This window comes from Microbacterium sp. G2-16M (genome assembly GCF_055809115.1).
The window spans coordinates 783,224-800,872 of the sequence record NZ_CM147897.1; the positions used below are offsets into that span (position 1 = coordinate 783,224).

At 69.5% G+C, this 17,649-nt stretch carries 25 protein-coding genes; 6 read left to right on the top strand and 19 right to left on the bottom strand.

Annotated features, from left to right (window positions below; all coding sequences use genetic code 11):
- Window positions 1-117 precede the first annotated feature (117 nt).
- The 6 genes from AC0L6F_RS03835 to AC0L6F_RS03860 all read right to left on the bottom strand — a co-directional run bounded on the left by AC0L6F_RS03835 (window position 118) and on the right by AC0L6F_RS03860 (window position 4,192).
- Window positions 118-1,464, bottom strand: a complete 1,347-nt coding sequence (locus AC0L6F_RS03835) for a permease prefix domain 1-containing protein (protein ID WP_473539226.1) — start codon at window positions 1,462-1,464, stop codon at window positions 118-120.
- A gap of 1 nt (window position 1,465) precedes the next feature.
- Window positions 1,466-1,825 (bottom strand): PadR family transcriptional regulator, encoded by a 360-nt coding sequence (locus AC0L6F_RS03840; protein WP_473539227.1) that lies wholly within the window; start codon window positions 1,823-1,825, stop codon window positions 1,466-1,468.
- Window positions 1,826-1,898: 73 nt separating this feature from the next.
- A complete protein-coding gene (locus AC0L6F_RS03845; protein WP_473539228.1) occupies window positions 1,899-2,387 on the bottom strand; it encodes a GNAT family N-acetyltransferase in 489 nt (162 codons plus the stop codon).
- Window positions 2,388-2,428: 41 nt separating this feature from the next.
- Entirely contained in the window at window positions 2,429-2,884 is a 456-nt protein-coding gene (locus AC0L6F_RS03850; protein ID WP_473539230.1) for a GNAT family N-acetyltransferase, read from the bottom strand.
- A gap of 2 nt (window positions 2,885-2,886) precedes the next feature.
- Window positions 2,887-3,714: an Fpg/Nei family DNA glycosylase gene (locus tag AC0L6F_RS03855; RefSeq protein WP_473539232.1), complete on the bottom strand. Its 828-nt coding sequence runs from the start codon at window positions 3,712-3,714 to the stop codon at window positions 2,887-2,889.
- A 43-nt stretch (window positions 3,715-3,757) separates the two neighbouring features.
- Complete coding sequence (locus AC0L6F_RS03860) at window positions 3,758-4,192, bottom strand: pyridoxamine 5'-phosphate oxidase family protein (protein WP_473539233.1); 435 nt, start codon at window positions 4,190-4,192, stop codon at window positions 3,758-3,760.
- Window positions 4,193-4,263: 71 nt separating this feature from the next.
- Between AC0L6F_RS03860 and AC0L6F_RS03865 the strand changes: the two genes are divergently transcribed.
- Window positions 4,264-5,049 carry an NAD(P)-dependent oxidoreductase gene (locus AC0L6F_RS03865; RefSeq protein WP_473539234.1) on the top strand — a complete coding sequence of 262 codons (786 nt, stop codon included), beginning with the start codon at window positions 4,264-4,266 and terminating at the stop codon, window positions 5,047-5,049.
- Here AC0L6F_RS03865 and AC0L6F_RS03870 read toward each other — a convergent pair.
- Complete coding sequence (locus tag AC0L6F_RS03870; protein ID WP_274638051.1) at window positions 5,031-5,705, bottom strand: alpha/beta fold hydrolase; 675 nt, start codon at window positions 5,703-5,705, stop codon at window positions 5,031-5,033. The two genes, AC0L6F_RS03865 and AC0L6F_RS03870, sit on opposite strands and share 19 nt — an antisense overlap.
- Window positions 5,706-5,823: 118 nt before the next feature.
- Here AC0L6F_RS03870 and AC0L6F_RS03875 point away from each other — a divergent pair, with 118 nt between their 5' ends.
- Both AC0L6F_RS03875 and AC0L6F_RS03880 read left to right on the top strand, forming a co-directional pair.
- Window positions 5,824-6,174: a LysR family transcriptional regulator gene (locus AC0L6F_RS03875; RefSeq protein WP_274638050.1), complete on the top strand. Its 351-nt coding sequence runs from the start codon at window positions 5,824-5,826 to the stop codon at window positions 6,172-6,174.
- Window positions 6,175-6,218: 44 nt separating this feature from the next.
- Window positions 6,219-7,169 carry an NADP-dependent oxidoreductase gene (locus AC0L6F_RS03880; RefSeq protein WP_274638049.1) on the top strand — a complete coding sequence of 317 codons (951 nt, stop codon included), beginning with the start codon at window positions 6,219-6,221 and terminating at the stop codon, window positions 7,167-7,169.
- Between the two features lie 30 nt (window positions 7,170-7,199).
- On the opposite strand, the gene AC0L6F_RS03885 is transcribed toward AC0L6F_RS03880, so the two are convergent.
- From AC0L6F_RS03885 to AC0L6F_RS03925, 9 genes are all read right to left on the bottom strand, one after another.
- Window positions 7,200-7,559, bottom strand: coding sequence for a TfoX/Sxy family protein (locus AC0L6F_RS03885; protein ID WP_473539236.1), 360 nt, complete (start codon window positions 7,557-7,559; stop codon window positions 7,200-7,202).
- Between the two features lie 14 nt (window positions 7,560-7,573).
- Window positions 7,574-8,080, bottom strand: a complete 507-nt coding sequence (locus tag AC0L6F_RS03890; RefSeq protein WP_473539237.1) for an SRPBCC family protein — start codon at window positions 8,078-8,080, stop codon at window positions 7,574-7,576.
- Window positions 8,073-8,408 carry an ArsR/SmtB family transcription factor gene (locus AC0L6F_RS03895; protein ID WP_259612166.1) on the bottom strand — a complete coding sequence of 112 codons (336 nt, stop codon included), beginning with the start codon at window positions 8,406-8,408 and terminating at the stop codon, window positions 8,073-8,075. Before AC0L6F_RS03895 ends, AC0L6F_RS03890 begins: the two co-directional genes overlap by 8 nt.
- Before the next feature lie 188 nt (window positions 8,409-8,596).
- The gene (locus AC0L6F_RS03900; protein WP_473539238.1) at window positions 8,597-9,358 is read right to left on the bottom strand and encodes a hypothetical protein; all 762 of its coding nucleotides are present in this window, start codon (window positions 9,356-9,358) and stop codon (window positions 8,597-8,599) included.
- 133 nt (window positions 9,359-9,491) lie between these two features.
- Complete coding sequence (locus AC0L6F_RS03905; RefSeq protein ID WP_473539239.1) at window positions 9,492-9,950, bottom strand: NUDIX hydrolase; 459 nt, start codon at window positions 9,948-9,950, stop codon at window positions 9,492-9,494.
- Entirely contained in the window at window positions 9,947-10,267 is a 321-nt protein-coding gene (locus tag AC0L6F_RS03910) for a HigA family addiction module antitoxin (protein ID WP_033106187.1), read from the bottom strand. The genes AC0L6F_RS03905 and AC0L6F_RS03910 overlap by 4 nt, the downstream gene beginning before the upstream one ends.
- Window positions 10,242-10,523 (bottom strand): type II toxin-antitoxin system RelE/ParE family toxin, encoded by a 282-nt coding sequence (locus tag AC0L6F_RS03915; RefSeq protein WP_084595474.1) that lies wholly within the window; start codon window positions 10,521-10,523, stop codon window positions 10,242-10,244. Before AC0L6F_RS03915 ends, AC0L6F_RS03910 begins: the two co-directional genes overlap by 26 nt.
- Before the next feature lie 33 nt (window positions 10,524-10,556).
- Complete coding sequence (ychF, locus tag AC0L6F_RS03920) at window positions 10,557-11,630, bottom strand: redox-regulated ATPase YchF (RefSeq protein WP_259612168.1); 1,074 nt, start codon at window positions 11,628-11,630, stop codon at window positions 10,557-10,559.
- Between the two features lie 75 nt (window positions 11,631-11,705).
- Window positions 11,706-12,455: a class I SAM-dependent methyltransferase gene (locus tag AC0L6F_RS03925; RefSeq protein ID WP_259612169.1), complete on the bottom strand. Its 750-nt coding sequence runs from the start codon at window positions 12,453-12,455 to the stop codon at window positions 11,706-11,708.
- Between the two features lie 138 nt (window positions 12,456-12,593).
- Here AC0L6F_RS03925 and AC0L6F_RS03930 point away from each other — a divergent pair, with 138 nt between their 5' ends.
- Together AC0L6F_RS03930 and AC0L6F_RS03935 are read left to right on the top strand one after the other, a co-directional pair.
- Window positions 12,594-13,199 (top strand): exonuclease domain-containing protein, encoded by a 606-nt coding sequence (locus tag AC0L6F_RS03930; RefSeq protein WP_259612170.1) that lies wholly within the window; start codon window positions 12,594-12,596, stop codon window positions 13,197-13,199.
- A 46-nt stretch (window positions 13,200-13,245) separates the two neighbouring features.
- Entirely contained in the window at window positions 13,246-14,526 is a 1,281-nt protein-coding gene (locus AC0L6F_RS03935; protein ID WP_274638042.1) for a DNA recombination protein RmuC, read from the top strand.
- Here the strand turns inward: AC0L6F_RS03935 and AC0L6F_RS03940 are convergent.
- Both AC0L6F_RS03940 and glpX read right to left on the bottom strand, forming a co-directional pair.
- Complete coding sequence (locus tag AC0L6F_RS03940; protein WP_259612171.1) at window positions 14,507-14,749, bottom strand: UDP-N-acetylmuramyl pentapeptide phosphotransferase; 243 nt, start codon at window positions 14,747-14,749, stop codon at window positions 14,507-14,509. The two genes, AC0L6F_RS03935 and AC0L6F_RS03940, sit on opposite strands and share 20 nt — an antisense overlap.
- A 170-nt stretch (window positions 14,750-14,919) precedes the next feature.
- Window positions 14,920-15,942 (bottom strand): class II fructose-bisphosphatase, encoded by a 1,023-nt coding sequence (gene glpX / locus AC0L6F_RS03945; protein WP_274638041.1) that lies wholly within the window; start codon window positions 15,940-15,942, stop codon window positions 14,920-14,922.
- Window positions 15,943-16,135: 193 nt separating this feature from the next.
- Between glpX and fbaA the strand changes: the two genes are divergently transcribed.
- Window positions 16,136-17,164: a class II fructose-bisphosphate aldolase gene (gene fbaA, locus AC0L6F_RS03950; RefSeq protein WP_473539240.1), complete on the top strand. Its 1,029-nt coding sequence runs from the start codon at window positions 16,136-16,138 to the stop codon at window positions 17,162-17,164.
- 18 nt (window positions 17,165-17,182) lie between these two features.
- On the opposite strand, the gene AC0L6F_RS03955 is transcribed toward fbaA, so the two are convergent.
- The gene (locus tag AC0L6F_RS03955; RefSeq protein ID WP_274638039.1) at window positions 17,183-17,641 is read right to left on the bottom strand and encodes a hypothetical protein; all 459 of its coding nucleotides are present in this window, start codon (window positions 17,639-17,641) and stop codon (window positions 17,183-17,185) included.
- Window positions 17,642-17,649 lie beyond the last annotated feature (8 nt).

Consider the following 17,649-nt stretch of genomic DNA (forward strand, 5'->3'; position numbering starts at 1 on the left):
GACCACTGTGAGGAGGTTCCCGTCGACGGGAACGGGCTGCAGCGTGGGAGTGGGAAGGTTCGAGGTGGCCATGCGCTCCATGCTAATCCGCTTCCGCCACCTCGGGGCTGATCCGACTCATACGAATCCGAACACCGGCGGGAAGACCACCACGACCAGCGCCGCCCAGCCGAGGTACACCGGCACGTGTGCCGTCTGCCAGCTCTCCACCCGGGCGAACGAGCCCCGGTGCCCGACGAAGCGCAGATGGTGCCAGCCGGCCCCTGCGAGGTTCGCGAACAGGATCAGGTTCAGCCCGAGCGAGGCGAGCTTGTTCGCGCTGGCGCCGTACTCGCCGACCCGGCCGATCATCGCGATCAGGACGAGGATGTCGACCACGAGCGCGGCCACGATCATGAGCAGCTGCAGCCGATCGAACCAGCCGGCGGGCGCCAGCGGCTCGCGCGCCGACAGCGAGTAGAGCAGCAGCGCCACGACCACCAGCAGCACCAGGTCGAACACGATCAGCAAGTCGCGGCCGCTGTCCACGAAGCTGCCGTGGATCGCCGCCGCGACGATCAGCGCCACCAGGAGAGCAGTGAACAGGGGGGTGAACACCCGCGTCAGCACCGGCGCGATGTTCTCGATCACGCTCTGCTTGGCCTCCACCAGCCAGGCGGCGATCACGACGGCGCCGGCGGCGCCGCACGGCAGAAGCCATTCGACGACGAACATCGAGGGGTCCATGCCGATCGCCGAGAACACGCCGATCGTGAGGCCGGCCAGCACGCCGCCGCCCAGACCGAGCAGCACCACATACACGAACCACTCCCCGGTGAACCGGATGAAGTCCATGCGCGCCGACGTCGACCGCCAGCGCCCGCCCGTGTATGCCACGCCGATGACCAGCCACAGCACCACGCCGACATGGATCGCGGCCAGCAGTTGGGTCGCCCCGCCCGCGACGAACGGGAACGCGTTCATCACGGCGGCAGCGGCGACGAACGCCGCGGCGACGGTGAGGATCACCGGCCAGGCCGCCCGTCGCCGGACGAGGAAGAAGACCGCCAGGAACGGCAGCACCAGCAGCAGCGCATTGCGCAGGAAGAAGTCCGCGGACGAGCCGGTCAGCGTGAGCCCGAACAGCACGGGCACCTTCACGGCGACAGCGGCGCCGCAGGCCAGGCCCAGGGCCAGAGCGAATCCGCGACGTGGCGCGGGCTCACCGGGTCCGACGGCGATCAGTTGCTTCCACAGCCGATCCGCGTGCTCCCGCCCGTATTCACGCGACAGCTCGTCGATCCGGCCGATCCGACTCACCGCAATCAGGAACGCCTCGTCCGGGCTCAGCCCCGAGCCGGTGAGCCCGTCGATCTGATCGCGCAGATGACCCTCGAGCTCGGCGATGTCATCCGGCCGAAGGGCCGGGCTGTGGGCCAGGTAGGACCGCCATTCGTCGATCCGGCCTTCGATCGGCGCACTCATGTCAGGCACCGCCGAACGCGGGTCGGGGCCCCGACTGGTCCATCCACACGCGATGCAGCGCGTCGCTGACGACGTTCCACTGCGCGCGCAGCTCGGCCAGCGCGGTCCGGCCGCCCGGCGTCAGCCGGTAGACCTTGCGGGCCCGCCCGGCCGGGGACTGCGCCCACGACGACTGGATGTGCCCGAGTCTCTCCAGCCGGTGCAGCAGCGGGTACAGCATCCCGTCGCTGAAGTCGAGCTCCCCGCCGGACAGCTCCGCGATCCGCTGCAGGATCGCGTAGCCGTACGACTCGCCGTCGGCGAGGATGCCGAGAACGAGCGGTGTCGCGGATGCCGCGACCAGGTCTTTGCCGATGCGCATGCACCGTCCTCCATACCTTGCAGTGTCAGGTATCTAGATCTGCAAGGTATCACATGTGCCCGGTGGGTGCGGGTCAACTCATCGCGCTGTGGCCGCGCTCCGCGCCTTCGCGCCGCCACCGCACGAACGGCCGTCCGGCCGGCCCGTCGCGCCGATCGTCGGTCGCCACCCAGTCCCGGTCACGGTAGAACCTCTTCGCCCTGTCGTTGCCGTCCCACACCTCCAGCTCGGCCGGCCCGTCGGCCAGCTGGGCGACGAACTCGTCGTGCAGGCGGCTCCCGATCCCCTCGCCGAAGGCCTCGGGCAGCACGTAGAGGGCGGTCAGCTCCCAGCATCCGCGCTCGTCCGGGCCGGCGGAGAGGAAGCCGACGATGAGGCCGTCCCGCTCGGCCACCCGCGCGAAGCGAGCGGGGTCGGGCAGCATCCTCCGCCACATCGGCTGTCGATCGAGGTCGTCGCCCACGAGCGCATCGCCGTAGTACGCCCTCCGCGACAGCGTGTGCACACGTGCGACCTCGGGTGCGTCGTCCGCGACGGCTGTGCGCAGTGTGATGCGGTCCATGGTCGGTCGAGTCTACGGGTCCACCCGCACCGTCGCGCCGGTCACGAATCCAGTCGAAGCTCCAGCTGCGGAAGGAACCGCCCCGGTATCGACCCGCTGGGCACCCGGCCGATCCGTCGCGCCCCGGCGTGCCGGTAGAACGGCTCGGCCCCGGGATCCGCGTCGATCACGAGCCGCGTCATGCCGCGCCCTCGGGCCAGCTCGATCGCGCACATCAACAGCGCCCCGCCGACGCCCGTGCCGATCCGGGGCGGATCGACGAACAGCGCACTCAGTTCGCCCTCTTGCCCCAGGCCGCGGACGACCGCGAATCCGATCAGTTCGGTATCGCCACGGGCGACGATCACGTCGCCCGACCTGCAATCGTCTTCGGTGTACGTCAACTCGTCCCGACATGCCTCCAGGAACGCATCATCGTATCCCCAATGGGCCTTCGATCTGAGTGCCAGCGCCGAGATCTCGGCCGCCTCGCCGTGCCGAGGTGCCCCGATCCGCACACTCACGTCAGACTCCCGCCCCCGGTCTGGCAGTCCGGACAGTACTGCGCACTCGCTCCGCCGAACGTGAAGTCGCGGATCGTCCCGCCGCACACCGGGCACGGCTGCCCCGCGCGTCCATGCACCTCCATCGCGTCGATCTTGGCCTGTTTCAGCCGGTCGATCGGGATGCCGCGGCGAGCGGATGCGGCATCCCGCAGCACGTCGCGCATGGCCTCGTACAGGCGCTCGAGTTCGGCGTCATCCAGGTCCGAGCCGTGCACGACCGGCGACAGGCGGGCCCGGTGCAGGATCTCGTCCGAATAGGCGTTGCCGATGCCGGCGAACGACTCCTGCTCCTGCAGGATCGCCTTCAGCTGCTTGCGACGGCCCGCGACCGCATGATCGACGCGGTCGCGCGAGAACGTGGGGTCGAGCGGATCCGGCCCGAGCTTGGCGATCGCCGGCACCGCGTCGGGCGCGTCCACCAGCCACACGCCCAGTGAGACCCAGGAGCCGGCGTCGGTCAGGGCGAGAGTGCCGTCGTCGATGGTGAGCACCACGAGCGCCGGCGCCTGCGTGTCATCGTCGGCCCCGCCGCCGGCCTCCGTCCAGCGCATCCACCCGTGTCGGCCCAGCGAGACGACCGCGTGACCGGTGTCGAGCGCGATGTCGACGTACTTGCCGATCCGCCCCACGCCGCGGATGCCGGTGCCCACGAGGTCTGACAGGGGTCGGTCGCGCGTCTTCATCGCACGGAATTCGACGAGGTCCACGGCCTGGATGCGGCATCCGCTCAGGCGCCCGTCGAGCGTCTCGGCGAGCGCCTGGACCTCGGGCGACTCCGGCATGTCGCCATCCTGCCACGAGGCGCCGACACGGTGGATGCCGCGGTCAAGCCGCCGGGAAGCCGGACTGCTCCGTCACCAGCGACGGCTCCTGCCGCGCGTCGTACCGACGCAGCCACGCGGGGACCACCCGCACCACCGCGAGCTGATCGTCCAGCACGCGCGACCCGGGGAACCGGTCGAGGTAGGCCCGCCCATACTCGTCCCGCTCGGATGCCGACAGCACGTCCGCTCGGCCTTCGACCTGGACGCAGACATCCTCTCCCTCCCGCCCGATCACGATCGCGACCCGGGGCTGCGTGCGGAGGTTCACGATCTTGCGCGCATCGGCGAACGAGTCGAAGACGAGTTCGCCATCCTCGGTGACGGCCAGACCCACCAGTGCCGCCTCGGGGTGGCCCTGCGCGTCGACCGTGGCCACGACTCCTCGGCCGGCCGCCTGCACGAATGCGACCCATTCGCCGCGCGTCATCGCCTCCATCGCCTCACCTCCAGCGCGAGGCTACTACGCCGAGGGCGCGCACCCTCGCGGCATCGGTGGATCATGGAGGCATGGCACGCATCGTGATCCTCCACCCGGGCGCCATGGGCGCCGCCGTCGGCAGTGCCCTGCGCGAGGCGGGGCACGAGGTGGGGTGGCTGCCGCAGGGTCGAAGCCCGGCGACCCGCACCCGCGCAGAGTCGGCGGGTCTGCAGCCGTGGGCGAGCTGTGCGGATGCCGACGTGGTGATATCGCTCGTGCCGCCTGCGGCCGCCGTATCGACGGCGCGGGGCGTCGCCGGATTCACCGGGCTGTATCTGGATGCGAACGCGACGAGCCCCCAGCGTTCGGCCGAGGTGGCCGAGGTCATGCGATCCGGTGGTGCGACGCACGTCGACGGGAGCATCGTGGGTCCACCGCCGACGGATGCCGGGACCACCCGCCTGTTCGTGTCGGGTGCGGCTGCGGCGCAGGCCGCCGAGCTGTTCGTCGCCAGCACGCTCGAGCCGGTGGTGCTGGCCGCCGGCGACTACAGCGCGTCCGCGCTGAAGATGGCGTATGCATCGTGGAGCAAGATCAGCGCCGCCCTCGTGCTGTCGGCCGACCGGACCGCCCAGGCCTACGGGGTCGCCGAGGAGCTGCATGCCGAGTGGCGGCGGTCGCAGCCCGATCTGGAGGGGCGTCTGGACCGCGCCCGCGCGAGCGCGGCTTCCAAGGGCTGGCGCTGGGTCGACGAGATGGCGCAGATCGCCGCAACGTTCGCCGCGGCGGGCGAGCCCGCGCCCTTCGGCGAGGGTGCGGCCGCCGTCTACGGCCGCTACCCGCGGCCCGGATCCGCTCAGTCCCAGTCCAGGTAGTCCTCGATCGCCCATGCGGTCGGGCCGGCGTGGGTGTCGGGGAACAGATGCCCGCCGCCCTCGACGCCCACCACGCTCACCCGGTCGGGGGCCGAGTTCAGCAGTGCCTGGCCGTTCTCGGCCGGTGTGATCCGGTCGTCGCTGCCCTGGATGACCAGCACCGGAACGCCCGGCGGCAGGGAGGTCCATTCGGCGGCCGGCGTCGCCGCCTGCGCGGCCCGCTGCAGCGGCTCGACCTCGGCGTCACGCGCGTGATGCAGACCCTCCGACGCGTCGGCGGCAGCGGCATCCCCCGTCTCCACGCCGAGCAGGAGCACCCCGTTGACGCGGTCGGTGTGATCCAGAGCGACGGTGCGCGCCACGGACCCGCCGAACGCGTGTCCGCCGACCCAGGCATGATCGAGGCCGAGGTGGTCCATCACGTCGATGACGTCCTGTGCGAGATCGTGCATCGACACGGCGTCGGAGTCGGATGTCGGCCGTCGCGACCCGATCCGCACCACGCGGTGGTCGGCCTCGGTGAGCATGTGCGCGAGCGTGCCGAGATAGGCGATGTTGCGGCCGCGATCCGGGATCAGCACCACGGCGGGGCCCTTCCCCTCGTTCAGGTAGGGGATCGCGCGGCCATCGGGCTCGAAGCCCTCGGTCTGCGGCATGTGTTCGTCCTCTCCGTCGACGTCCTCGCTGCTACCAGTGAACCGGAACTCGCGCGCAATCCGAAACCGGACCCTGGGGCGGCCCGCCCCTGTGCGATGCTCGAGGAGGAGGTGCGCCGTGGACATCACGCTGCTCCGACGGTTCGTCGCCGTCGTGGATGCGGGCAACCACGTTCCGCGCGCCGCCGCCGCGCTCGAGGTCCCGCTGCCCGCGCTGTACTCGTCGATCGAGAAGCTCGAGGACGAGATCGGGCATCCCCTCTTCACCCGCGCGAAGGCGGGCTGGACGCTCACGCCTGCCGGCATCCTTCTGCTCGAAGAGGCGAGCCACCGGATCGCGTCCGCACCCGCCGCGCCCGCGAAACCCGCCGCGCCGGCCGGCGGCAAGGCGAAGGCCGCCAAGGGCAAGGGCCGCGCACCGGTCGTGAAGGGACAGCCGAAGCCGTACAAGAAGCGCCAGGGGCGGTAGCGGCCGGCTTGCCGTCGGGGGCGGGACGAGGCATCGTGAAAAGCATGAGCATGAGTCCCACGATGCAGGCCGCCATCCAGCACTCCCTCGGCGGACCCGAGGTCCTCGAACTCGCCTCGGTCCCGCGCCCCGAGCCGCGGATCAACGAGATCCTCGTGCGGGTGCGCGCCGCCGGGCTCAACCCCACCGATTGGAAGCACCGTGCCAACGGCGGATTCCTCGGCGATCCGCCCTTCATCCTCGGCTGGGATGTCGCGGGTGTGGTGGAGGCCGTCGGCATCGGCGTCGCGCGCTTCCAGCCCGGCGACGAGGTGATGGGGATGCTGTCGTACCCCTTCGGCCACGGCTCGCACGCCGAGTATGTGGCCGCGCCCGCGCGGGTCTTCACGAAGAAGCCCGCAGAGTTCGACCACCTCCAGGCGGCCGCCCTCCCCCTCGTCTCGCTCACCGCCTGGCAGGCCCTCGTCGAGTACGCCGACCTGCAGGCGGGACAGCGGGTGCTCGTCCATGCGGCCGCGGGCGGCGTGGGGCACGTCGCCGTCCAGATCGCCAAGGCGCGCGGCGCGTACGTGATCGGCACCGCCAGCGAGCCCAAGCACGACTTCCTGCGCAGCCTCGGCGTCGACCAGGCGATCGACTACCGCAGCCAGGACTTCGTCGAGGCGGCCGAGGACGTCGATGTCGTCCTCGATCCCCTCGGCGGCGACACCTCGCTCCGTTCCCTGCACACACTCCGCCCCGGCGGTGTCGTCGTCTCCATCGTGCCCAGGGGCGCCGACGACTTCTACCGCGAGGCGGAGCGGCTCGGCGTGCGGGCGATCCGGATGCTGGTCGATTCCTCCCGCGCCGACCTGGGCGCGATCGCCGAGCTCGCGGCCCACGGACGGCTGCAGGCCACGATCGCCGAGACGTTCCCCCTCGCCCGCATCGCCGACGCGCATCGCCTCGGCGAGACGGGTCGGACCGCCGGCAAGATCGTCATCACGATGGAGTAGCCCGCTGCCGTCTGCGCTCGCGCAGCTGCCCTAAGGCGTGCTCATGCCCGTCCAGCCGGTCATGGCCCGGTTGCAGTCCATCGCGATCCCGATCCAGAACGACAACTGTTCGTCGTCGCTGACCGCGTCGGCCGCGACTTCGATCCATCCCGGTCCCATATCGCGACCCGGTCCCATCTGGGCCTGCACGGCCCCCGGTTCGCCCAGAAGCTCGTCGTGCCGGCCAGCGTCGACCCGCACGAGAAGGCCACCGTCCTTCCGAACGCTGACGATCATCTTCTCGTTCACCATCAGCGATCTGCCGCCGAACATAGCGACCTCCCGCACCACTGGTTCCTCAGCGATGAGGCCACGGACGCGTTCGACGAGGACGGTCTGCTCGGGAGTCACGACCTGCCCCCGGTTCAGGCCTGCTCGGGCGGGCCGTAGGAGAGTCGATCGAAGATCAGCACACTCTCGGTGATCTTCGCGTCCTCGACGGTTGGGGGCGGCTGCCAGTCGTCCTGCCCGGCCTCTCCGCCGGCTCCGACGATGGCGAGACGGGGCAGGAAATTCGCCCACCCGTCGGCATGACCGCGCACCTCGGTGCTCGGCAGATCGCCATGGCGCAGATCGACTCTGGTGCCGCCACCGATCGGCGTGAGGCGGAACTCAACCGTCGATGCGCCCGCCGGCAGTTCCTCGCTTCCTGCGAAGCCCCAACTGATCACCACGCGGCTCGGGGGCTCGACATGCAGGTACTTACCCCGCACGGGATGGCCGGCTATGTCGACGGCGAATGTGCCGCCGGGCGTCGGGTCGAGGTCGGCGTACTGGCCCATCCAGGCGGTTATTCCGTCGTTGGTGGTCAGGTACTCGAACACCGTTTCCGGCGGAGCCGCGATGTCGATGGAGTCTCGGAACTCAGCCATGGGAATTCGCCTGCCTCGACTCGATGACGGTCTTGAGCTCGGCCAGCTTTCCTGGCCAGAAGTCATCCAAGTACGAGCGCACCGCTGCCAGCCCATTGGTGTCGACTGCGAACAGATGACGAGTGCCCTTGCGGGTGCTGACCGCGAGCCCCGCCTTGCGGAGCACCCCGAGATGGTGCGAAGTCGTCTGCTGCGAGAGCCCGACGGCATCCGCGATCGTCCCCACCGGCTGCCGAGCGGAACGGATCACCCGCAGGATCGCGCGCCGGTTCCCATCTGCCAGCGCGCGCAAGGCCAGATCGAGGTCAGCTGCCGCTTCAGCACCCATTGTGAACCTCCTAGCTGCTGGCTTGCACGCTACCACAAGTAGCCACTTGTACTCATACTCGTTGATAGATGGATGGTCCCGAGCACGATCGCGTAACCAGCGATGCTCCCAGCCGAAATCAAACTGATCCGGAGGGCAACCGCTTCTGCATCATTGATGCCGAGGGCTGGAGCGGCTTCACACGTTGATCAGGAGAAGAGCTGGCGAAGCGCCTCGAGGTCGCCGGAATCGACCACCTTCTGGACGGCGTCGATGGTCTCCCGGTTCACGAACATGCCCTTGAGCGTGTCGTTCCAAATCGCGCGCACGGCGTCCACGTCACCGGTGTCCACCGCTCTGCCCGCGGACTCGATGGCTTGCTGATACGGAATCTGCTGGAACCCAGCAGGCGCGTCATCAGGGCTGTAGTACGGCACCCAGGGAGTGTCGGGGTCGGGGGTGAGCCAGAGCACCTGCCCCGGATAAATCACGCGTACGTGGTTCATCGAGCCGAGGGCTGGGTACGCGCAGAGCCGTTCACCGATCACGGCCTCGACGTCGCCAGGCTCAACGGTATAGGTCAAGGGAGTGCCGTCCTCATCGACTGTCACCTTGCCCCGCGCGAACTCGCGTGCGCCGAGATCTCGGAGAGTCCCCTGCCGCTCCCAATACAGGCCCCCGCGGTAGCTGTAGACCTCCGACATGCTGGAGCAGGTTTCCGACTCGGTCGATTGCGGCGTCGGCGTAGTCTCGGTGACCGGCTTGGTGACAGCCGTGGGAGCAGGTGCATTGGACGCGTCAGCCGCTTGCGGTGTCGTGGCGGCGGTGCACCCAGCGAGCACGAGAGCGGCCAGCCCGAGAGCGGCGATGGCACTGGAGAGCTTGGCCGTAGACATCACGCCATGTTTGCAGACCAACGCCAGTGCCTCGACACGGCCCGCCGGGATCGGCCTTGCGAGCACGTCGCCCACGCGGCGATTGACGCTGTCAGGCGAATGCTGCGCCCCCGCGTCGTCGCGTTTCGTCTCGCTTCGCTCGCTCAACGACCGGGGCAGGTCACACGTTGAAGCGGAACTCCACCGGGTTACGTCACCGTTAGCGGTCTCACCGAACTTCCGGGACGATCTCCCCGAGCCGCGCACCAAACCCGGCACACAGCACGTGGCCCTGATCGAGAGGAACCCAGTAGCACGTCCACGGCTGCGCAACACCACCATCCGACGGGGCTTCCTCACCAGCACCCCACCGCTCAGGTGGATCATCCAGGTCCACCAGCGCCAGTTGGAAGAAATGCCGCTCGTGCACTTCCGATTTGGAGGGCCACACGTCGTAGCGCTCGATACCCAGTGCGCTGACAACTCGAACGGCGCACCCCGTCTCCTCGAAGACCTCGCGCACGACGGCGGCCTCAGGAGACTCATCCGGCTCGATCGTGCCGGCAGGCACCTGAACACCGGTCACGTCGAGAGACACATCGTCGTGCGTGAACACAAGCAGCCGCCCCTCATGCACGACGTAGCCGACGACCTTCCGGACGACTCGACGCTCTGGCCCGCTGCTCACGCGGCCTTCAGCGGCGTGATCGCGGTGACCTTGTCACTCAGCGCCCGACGTTCAATCCGCAGCTCGTAACTCGTCTGCAGGTTCATCCAGAACTCCTCCGAGGTGCCGAAGTAGCGTGCCAGGCGGATCGCGGTATCCGCGGTGATGCCGCGCTTACCATGCACGATCTCATTGATGCGCCGCGGCGGCACTCCAATCGACACGGCCAGCTTGTTCTGCGTGATCCCAAAGCCCTCGATGAAGTCCTCCATCAGGATCTCCCCCGGGTGGATGGGCTCGATCAGGTCAGCCTCAGTGATAATCGACGAGTTCGACATCTTCCGCTCCTCCATCTCTCCAGACGAAACAGATACGCCATTGCGAGTTCACCCGGATGCTGTGCTGCCCGCGCCGGTCACCGACCAACCGCTCCAACCGATTGCCCGGCGGGATCCGAAGGTCCTCAACATCCTTGGCCGCGTGAATCAACTCAAGCTTGCGCAACGTCGCTCGCTGCACCAGCCGGTCAACACCCTTGACGTACCGTTCATGCCAGATGCGCTCGGTCTCTTTGCTCCCGAACGATCTGATCACACGGTTAGTGTATAACGAAGAGCGTCATTAACGCTAGACGTTAAACCGGAACTCCACCACGTCGCCGTCCTGCATGACGTAGTCCTTGCCCTCCAGCCGCGCCTTGCCGTGCGCGCGGGCCTCCACGACCGAGCCGAGCTCGATCAGGTCGTCGAACGAGATGACCTCGGCCTTGATGAAGCCCTTCTCGAAGTCGGTGTGGATGACGCCGGCCGCCTGCGGTGCCTTCCAGCCCTTGCCGATCGTCCAGGCGCGCGCCTCCTTCGGCCCCGCGGTGAGATAGGTCTGCAAGCCCAGCGTGTCGAAGCCGATCCGCGCCAGCTGGTCCAGGCCTGACTCCGTCTGCCCGGTCGAGGCGAGCAGCTCCGCGGCGTCCTCCGGGTCGAGGTCGATCAGCTCGGACTCGATCTTCGCGTCCAGGAACACGGCATGCGCCGGGGCGACCAGCGCCTCCAGCTCGGCCAGGCGCGCAGCATCCGTCAGGACGGCCTCGTCCACGTTGAACACGAAGATGAACGGCTTCGCGGTCAGCAGCCCCAGTTCGCGGATCGGCTCGAGGTCCACACCGGATGCCGACAGCAGCACGCCGCGCTCGAGGGCGTCTTTGGCGGCCAGCGCGGCGTCGAGCACTGCCTTGTCGAGTCGGCGGCCCTTGACCTCCTTCTCGTACCGCGGCAGGGCCTTCTCCAGCGTCTGCAGGTCGGCGAGCATGAGCTCGGCGTTGATGGTCTCCAGGTCGCCCTGCGGGTTCACATCGCCCTCGACGTGCACCACGTCGGCGTCGGCGAAACCGCGCACCACCTGGGCGATCGCGTCGGCCTCGCGGATGTTCGCGAGGAACTGGTTGCCCAGCCCCTCTCCCTCGCTCGCGCCGCGGACGATGCCGGCGATGTCGACGAACGACACGGTCGCCGACACGATCCGCTCACTGCCGAACACCTCGGCGAGCTGGTTCAGGCGCCGGTCGGGCAGGCTGACCACCCCGATGTTCGGCTCGATCGTGGCGAACGGATAGTTCGCCGCCAGCACCTGATTCTTGGTCAGGGCGTTGAACAGGGTGGACTTGCCGACATTGGGCAGTCCGACGATTCCGATGGTGAGGGCCACGGGCATCCACTCTACCGGGGCGGGATGCCGCGGCCCGGCCGCCGTCCGAGCGCGGACGCGACCCCGGTGGGTGCGTCAGGGACGCCGCGAACGGAACGCCTTCGTCTGGTACGGCAGGTCGATCACGGCGCCGTCGACGGCGCCGATCCGGTCGAACAGCGCCTCCAGCTCGCGATCGATGCGCTCGCGTTCGCCCGACGCGGCGGTGATGATGTAGCTGCGCGAGTGGACCATGTCGCCGAGCGTCGCCCGGGTCATCGGGCGCTTCCAGGACCACGTCCTCTCCTCCGCCTCCCCCAGCGGCGACGCGATGGTCGGCCCACCGGCGGCGAGCATCGCCTCGGCGGCGCTGCCGTGCATGATCGCACTCATCTCGGCCACCCATGCAGTGCTCTCGTCACGGACGTTCCAGATCAGGCCCAGCACGCCGCCGGGACGCAGGACCCGGCCGGCCTCGGTGCTGGCCGCGGTCGGATCGACCCAGTGCCACGCCTGGCCGAACACGACCGCGTCCAGACCGGCATCCGGCAGCGGGAGCGCCTCGCCGGTGCCGACGAACGTGGGCACCCCCGGCACCGACTGCCGCAGTCGCTCCAGCATCTCGGCATCCGGGTCGATCGCGACCACCTCGGCGTCGGCCTCCACGAGCGGCCGGGTGAGCTTGCCGGTGCCCGCTCCGACATCGGCGACGCGCGGGCGGCGGGCGTCGGCGCGGACGGGCTCCAGCAGCCACTCCACCGCCTCGGCGGGATACTCCGGGCGACCCGTGTCGTAGGCGTCCGCGGCCGCCCCGAACGAGCGGGACATCTCTTCACGTGTGGCCATGCCTGAAGCCTATGATGTGGCAACAGCAGGCGGAATCCGCTGCCGACGCACCCATTCGGCCGAGATCGACGGTTTCAGCCTGCTGTTGCGACGGCGCGCCTCGCCGCCGGGCGGCCGCACCCGGGCGAGAGTGGAGCCGTGCCCCTGGATTTCACCGCGATCGACTTCGAGACCGCGAATTCCAGCAGTGCCTCCGCCTGCGCGGTCGGGCTCGCCCGGGTGCGCGGCGGCCGGATCGTCGCCCGCGCCGGCTGGCTCATCCGCCCGCCGGCCGGTCACGATCGGTTCTTCGAGGTGAACATCGGCATCCACGGCATCCGGCCCCACGACGTGGCCGACGCCAAGGGCTGGAGCGAGCAGCTGGGCGACATCGCCGCCTTCGCCGGCGCCGACGTGCTGGTGGCGCACAATGCCGGCTTCGACATGACGGTGATCCGTCGCGCGTGCGAGGCCACCGGCGACCCCGTCCCGCCGTACCGCTACCTGTGCAGTCTGCAGCTGGCGCGCAAGGCGTTCGACCTGCCGTCCTATCGGCTGCCGCTGGTGGCCGCCGAGGCGGGCTTCGCCGACTTCCCGCACCACGACGCCACCGCGGATGCGGTCGCCTGCGCGCACATCGTGATCGAGGCCGCCCGGCGCGCCGGTGCCGCCGACATCGACGACCTCGCCGGGATGCACGCGGTCCGTGTGCAGACGATCGGCCCGCTCGCACAGCATCCCGAACCGGTCTTCGCCGTCGCCTGACGCGCGCCGCCGCGGCGATGTCGGCGGTGGCAGCCATGATGGCCACATGGATGCACTGCCTCTGCTGCTGGCGATCGGATGTCTCGCCCTGGGCCTGATCGTGGGCTGGGCGCTGCGCGGCGCCCGGGCCGCCGCCGACGGGTCCACCCTGGCCGCCCGCGCCGCCACTGCCGAGGCGGCCGCCGCCGGCCTGCGCGATCAGGTCGAGCAGCAGCGCCGGCTGTACCAGGAGCTGGCCGGCCAGACGCGGGCCGATCACGCCGCGCGCGAGGAGCGCGAGCGCCGCGAACAGGCGGTGCTGCGGGCGCTGGCGCCGGTGCAGGATGCTCTGACCACCATGCAGCGCAAGGTGGAGGATCTGGAGCACGACCGGCACCAGCAGTACGGCTCGCTCGCCGAGCAGCTGCGCCGCACGAACGAGACGGAGGAGTCGCTGCGGGCGACCACCGAGTCGCTCGCGGGCGCCCTGCGATCGGGCAGCACCCGCGGCGTCTGGGGTGAGACGCAGCTGCGCCGTGTCGTGGAGGCGGCCGGGCTCACCCGGTACGTCGATTTCGAGACGCAGACCTCGATCTCGTCGGATGCCGGGGCCGGCCGTCCCGACATGGTCATCCGCCTTCCCGGCGAGAAGTCGCTGGCAGTGGATGCCAAGGTGCCGCTGGACGCGTATCTGGACGCCAGCGCGATCCCGCTGACCGCCCAGGGCGACGAGCTCGCGCGCCGTCGCAGCCTCATCGACAAGCATGTGAAGGCCGTGCGCTCCCACGTGGACGCCCTGGCCAAGAAGGCCTACTGGGCGGGTCTGGACTCCAGCCCCGAGTTCGTGATCTGCTTCATCCCGAGCGAGTCTCTCCTCGCCGCCGCCCTCGAAGCCGATCCCTCACTCCTGGACTACGCATTCGGCAAGCGCGTGGCTCTGGCCTCACCCGTGAACCTCTGGGCGGTGCTGAAGACCGTCGCCCTCACCTGGACGCAGCAGGATGTCTCGCAGGAGGCACGCCGCCTGTTCGACCTCGGCAACGAGCTGTACGGGCGGCTGTCGGCACTGGCCTCGCACGCCGACGACCTGCGCCGCGCGATCGAACGGACCGTCGACAGCTACAACCGCTTCGTCGGTTCTCTCGAGTCACGCGTCCTGGTCACCGCGCGCCGCTTCCCGGGGATCGACCAGACCAAGCTGGACGCCCTGGCCGAGCCCGCCGTCATCGAGGCCACCACCCGACGCCTGACCGCCCCCGAACTGCTTGAGACCGCCGATGACGCACCGTTGTCGGCGGATGTGGGCGAGATCCGGTCTCGCCTGGAGGCTACTGGCCGCCCGGAATGAAGCTGAGCAGGGCGATCACACCGGCCGAGACCGCGACGAACGCGCCGATCATCCACCAGGCCGAGACCTGCTCACCCTCTTCGTGCCGCACGCGGAACAGCACATCCGGGCGACGCGCCGGATCGACTTCTTCCTTGGGATGCGAGCCGGTGCGGGCCAACGCGTCTGCGACCACGGCGTGAGCGCCCGTGCGCGGCTGGGTGTCGCCGACGTGTCCTGACATGTCCGTCTCCTCCGCGGCCGAGGATTCCGACCCGGATCACGGGTCCCGTTCACAGCCGGCACGATTCTGCCACGCATGTCTGGGAAACAGACGCATTTCGCGCCTCGTGCAACCCGATCGTCACATTGGCAACAGGAGTAACAGCAGTCACACGCGGCCGGCGGGACCGCTCACAGCCACTTGGAGACGAGGTGCTCCGACGAGATCCGCCGCAGCGTGCCGGAGGCCCCGCGCAGCACGACGCTCTCGGTGTAGACGAAGCCGCCCTCTCGTCGCACGCCGGCGACGAGCTCGCCGTTGGTGACCCCGGTGGCCACGAAGATGGTGTTGCTGCCGTGCACGAGGTCGTCGGCCTCGTAGACATGCCCGTCGAGCTTCAGCCCGGCATCGATCCCGCGCTGCTTCTCATCGTCGTCGCGCGGCCACAGACGCCCCTGGATGTGGCCTCCGAGCGCCTTGATCGCGCACGCCGTGACGATTCCCTCCGGGCTGCCGCCGACGCCCACGCACATGTCGGTGCGCGCGCCGTGGCGGGCCGCGTTGATGCCCCCGGCGACGTCGCCGTCGCTCATCAGCCGGGTGCCGGCGCCCGCCTCGCGGATCTCGTCGATGAGCTTCTCGTGCCGGGGCCGGTGCAGCACCGAGACCACCAGTTCGTCGATCGGCTTGTCGAGGGCCTTCGCCAGTCGCCGGATGTTCTCGCCGATGGGCAGGCGGATGTCGACGACGCCCACGCCGGCCGGGCCGGTCACCAGCTTGTCCATGTAGAACACGCTGGACGCGTCCAGCATGGTGCCGTGGTCTGAGACCGCGATCACCGACAGCGCGTTGTTGCGCCCTGCTGCCGTGAGCGAGGTGCCGTCGATGGGATCGACGGCCACATCGCACTGCGGCCCGGTGCCGTTGCCCACCCGCTCGCCGTTGAACAGCATCGGGGCGTTGTCCTTCTCACCCTCGCCGATGACGATGGTGCCGTCGAAGCTCACGGTGGTCAGGAAGGCGCGCATCGCGTCCACGGCGGCGCCGTCGGCGGCCTCCTTCTTGCCTCGTCCGATGAACGGGACGGCACGGATCGAGGCGGCCTCGGTGGCGCGCACCAGTTCGAGCGCCATATTGCGGTCCGGCCGCAGCGGTGCGCCCGACCCGCCGCTCGTGGCCGAGGGGGTGTTCATGTCCGCCGTAAGACTCACCATGCCGTCACGATATCGCCGGACGGCGAGGATTCGTCCCGGTTCCCGCCGCCACCCCCAGAAGGAAACCTGATTCTTTCCCAGGTGTCATCTCCGGTGACTCTGCCGGCCTCGCCACCTCCGCGGAGGCGCCGGACCGCGCTTCGCTAGAGTTGAGGACGGTTCCCTGTCCCGACCATCCCAAGGAGCACACGCCATGCCCGTCGCAACGCCTGAACAGTACGCCGAGATGCTCGATCGCGCGAAGGCCGGCGGATTCGCCTACCCGGCGATCAACGTGTCCAGCTCGCAGACCATCAATGCGGTCCTGCAGGGCCTGACCGAGGCGGGATCGGACGGCATCATCCAGGTGACCACCGGCGGCGCCGACTATTTCGCCGGGCAGTCCGTGAAGGCACGCGCGACCGGGGCGCTCGCCTTCGCGCGCTTCGCGACCGAGGTCGCCAAGAACTACCCGATCACGGTGGCGCTGCACACCGACCACTGCCCGAAGCCCGCGCTCGAGGACTTCGTCCTGCCGCTGATCGCCGCCTCCGAGGAGGAGGTGAGGGCCGGACGCAACCCGATCTTCCAGTCCCACATGTGGGACGGCTCGGCCGTCCCCCTCGATGAGAACATCGAGATCGCCCGCGACCTGCTCCCCCGGCTGAAGAACATCAACGCCATCCTCGAGGTCGAGATCGGGGTGGTCGGCGGCGAGGAGGACGGCGTCAAGCACGAGGGCACCAACGATGCGCTGTACACCACGGTCGGCGACGTCACCAAGGCCGTCGAGGCCCTCGGCCTCGGCGACGCCGGCCGCTGGATCGCCGCGCTCACCTTCGGCAACGTGCACGGCGTGTACAAGCCGGGCAACGTGAAGCTGCGCCCCGAGCTGCTGGGCGAGATCCAGTCCGGCATCGCCGAGCGGTTCGGCACCGGACCCAAGCCGCTGGAGCTGGTCTTCCACGGGGGCAGCGGGTCCAGTGACGAGGAGATCGCGACCGCCGTCGCCAACGGCGTGGTGAAGATGAACATCGACACCGACACGCAGTACGCGTTCACCCGCTCGGTCGCCGGCTACATGCTCGAGAACTACGAGGGCGTGCTGAAGGTCGACGGCGAGGTCGGCAACAAGAAGCTGTACGACCCGCGTGCATGGGGCAAGGTCGCCGAGTCGGCGATGGCCGCGCGTGTGGTGGCGGCGACCCGCCAGCTCGGATCGCACGGCCAGAGCCGATCGTAGCGAATCCAGCCGAGAAGGTCACCGGCCGATGTCTGTGACCTTCTGCCCGTCGGGGTTGAGGAGCCACCACACGCCGCCGATGCCCTGCCCCTTGATCGTGCCGGGCACGGTGTCGCCGTCGAAGTAGTACAGGGGCCATCCGTCCAGGGTCACCTGATGGGTCCCGTCGCCGGCCGAGATCTCGCCGATCCGGCCGGTGATGCCCTTCCCCTCCGGCGAGGTCGACGTGGTGGTCACCGCGGGCCAGGCCGCCTGGCACGACCCGGTGCAGCTGCTGGTGTCGGTCCCCTTCTCATCCGCATCGTAGAGGTAGACCGCGCGACCATCGGCATCCACCACCACCGTCCCGGCGCCGGAGTCGGCGGTCTTCAGCACCACCGTGGGGCCGGGGTCGGCGGCGCAGGACGTCAGTGCCGTTCCCGCCGCGCCCAGGCACAGCGAGACGGCGATCACGGCGAGGACTCGGGAGATGCGCATGTGTCCAG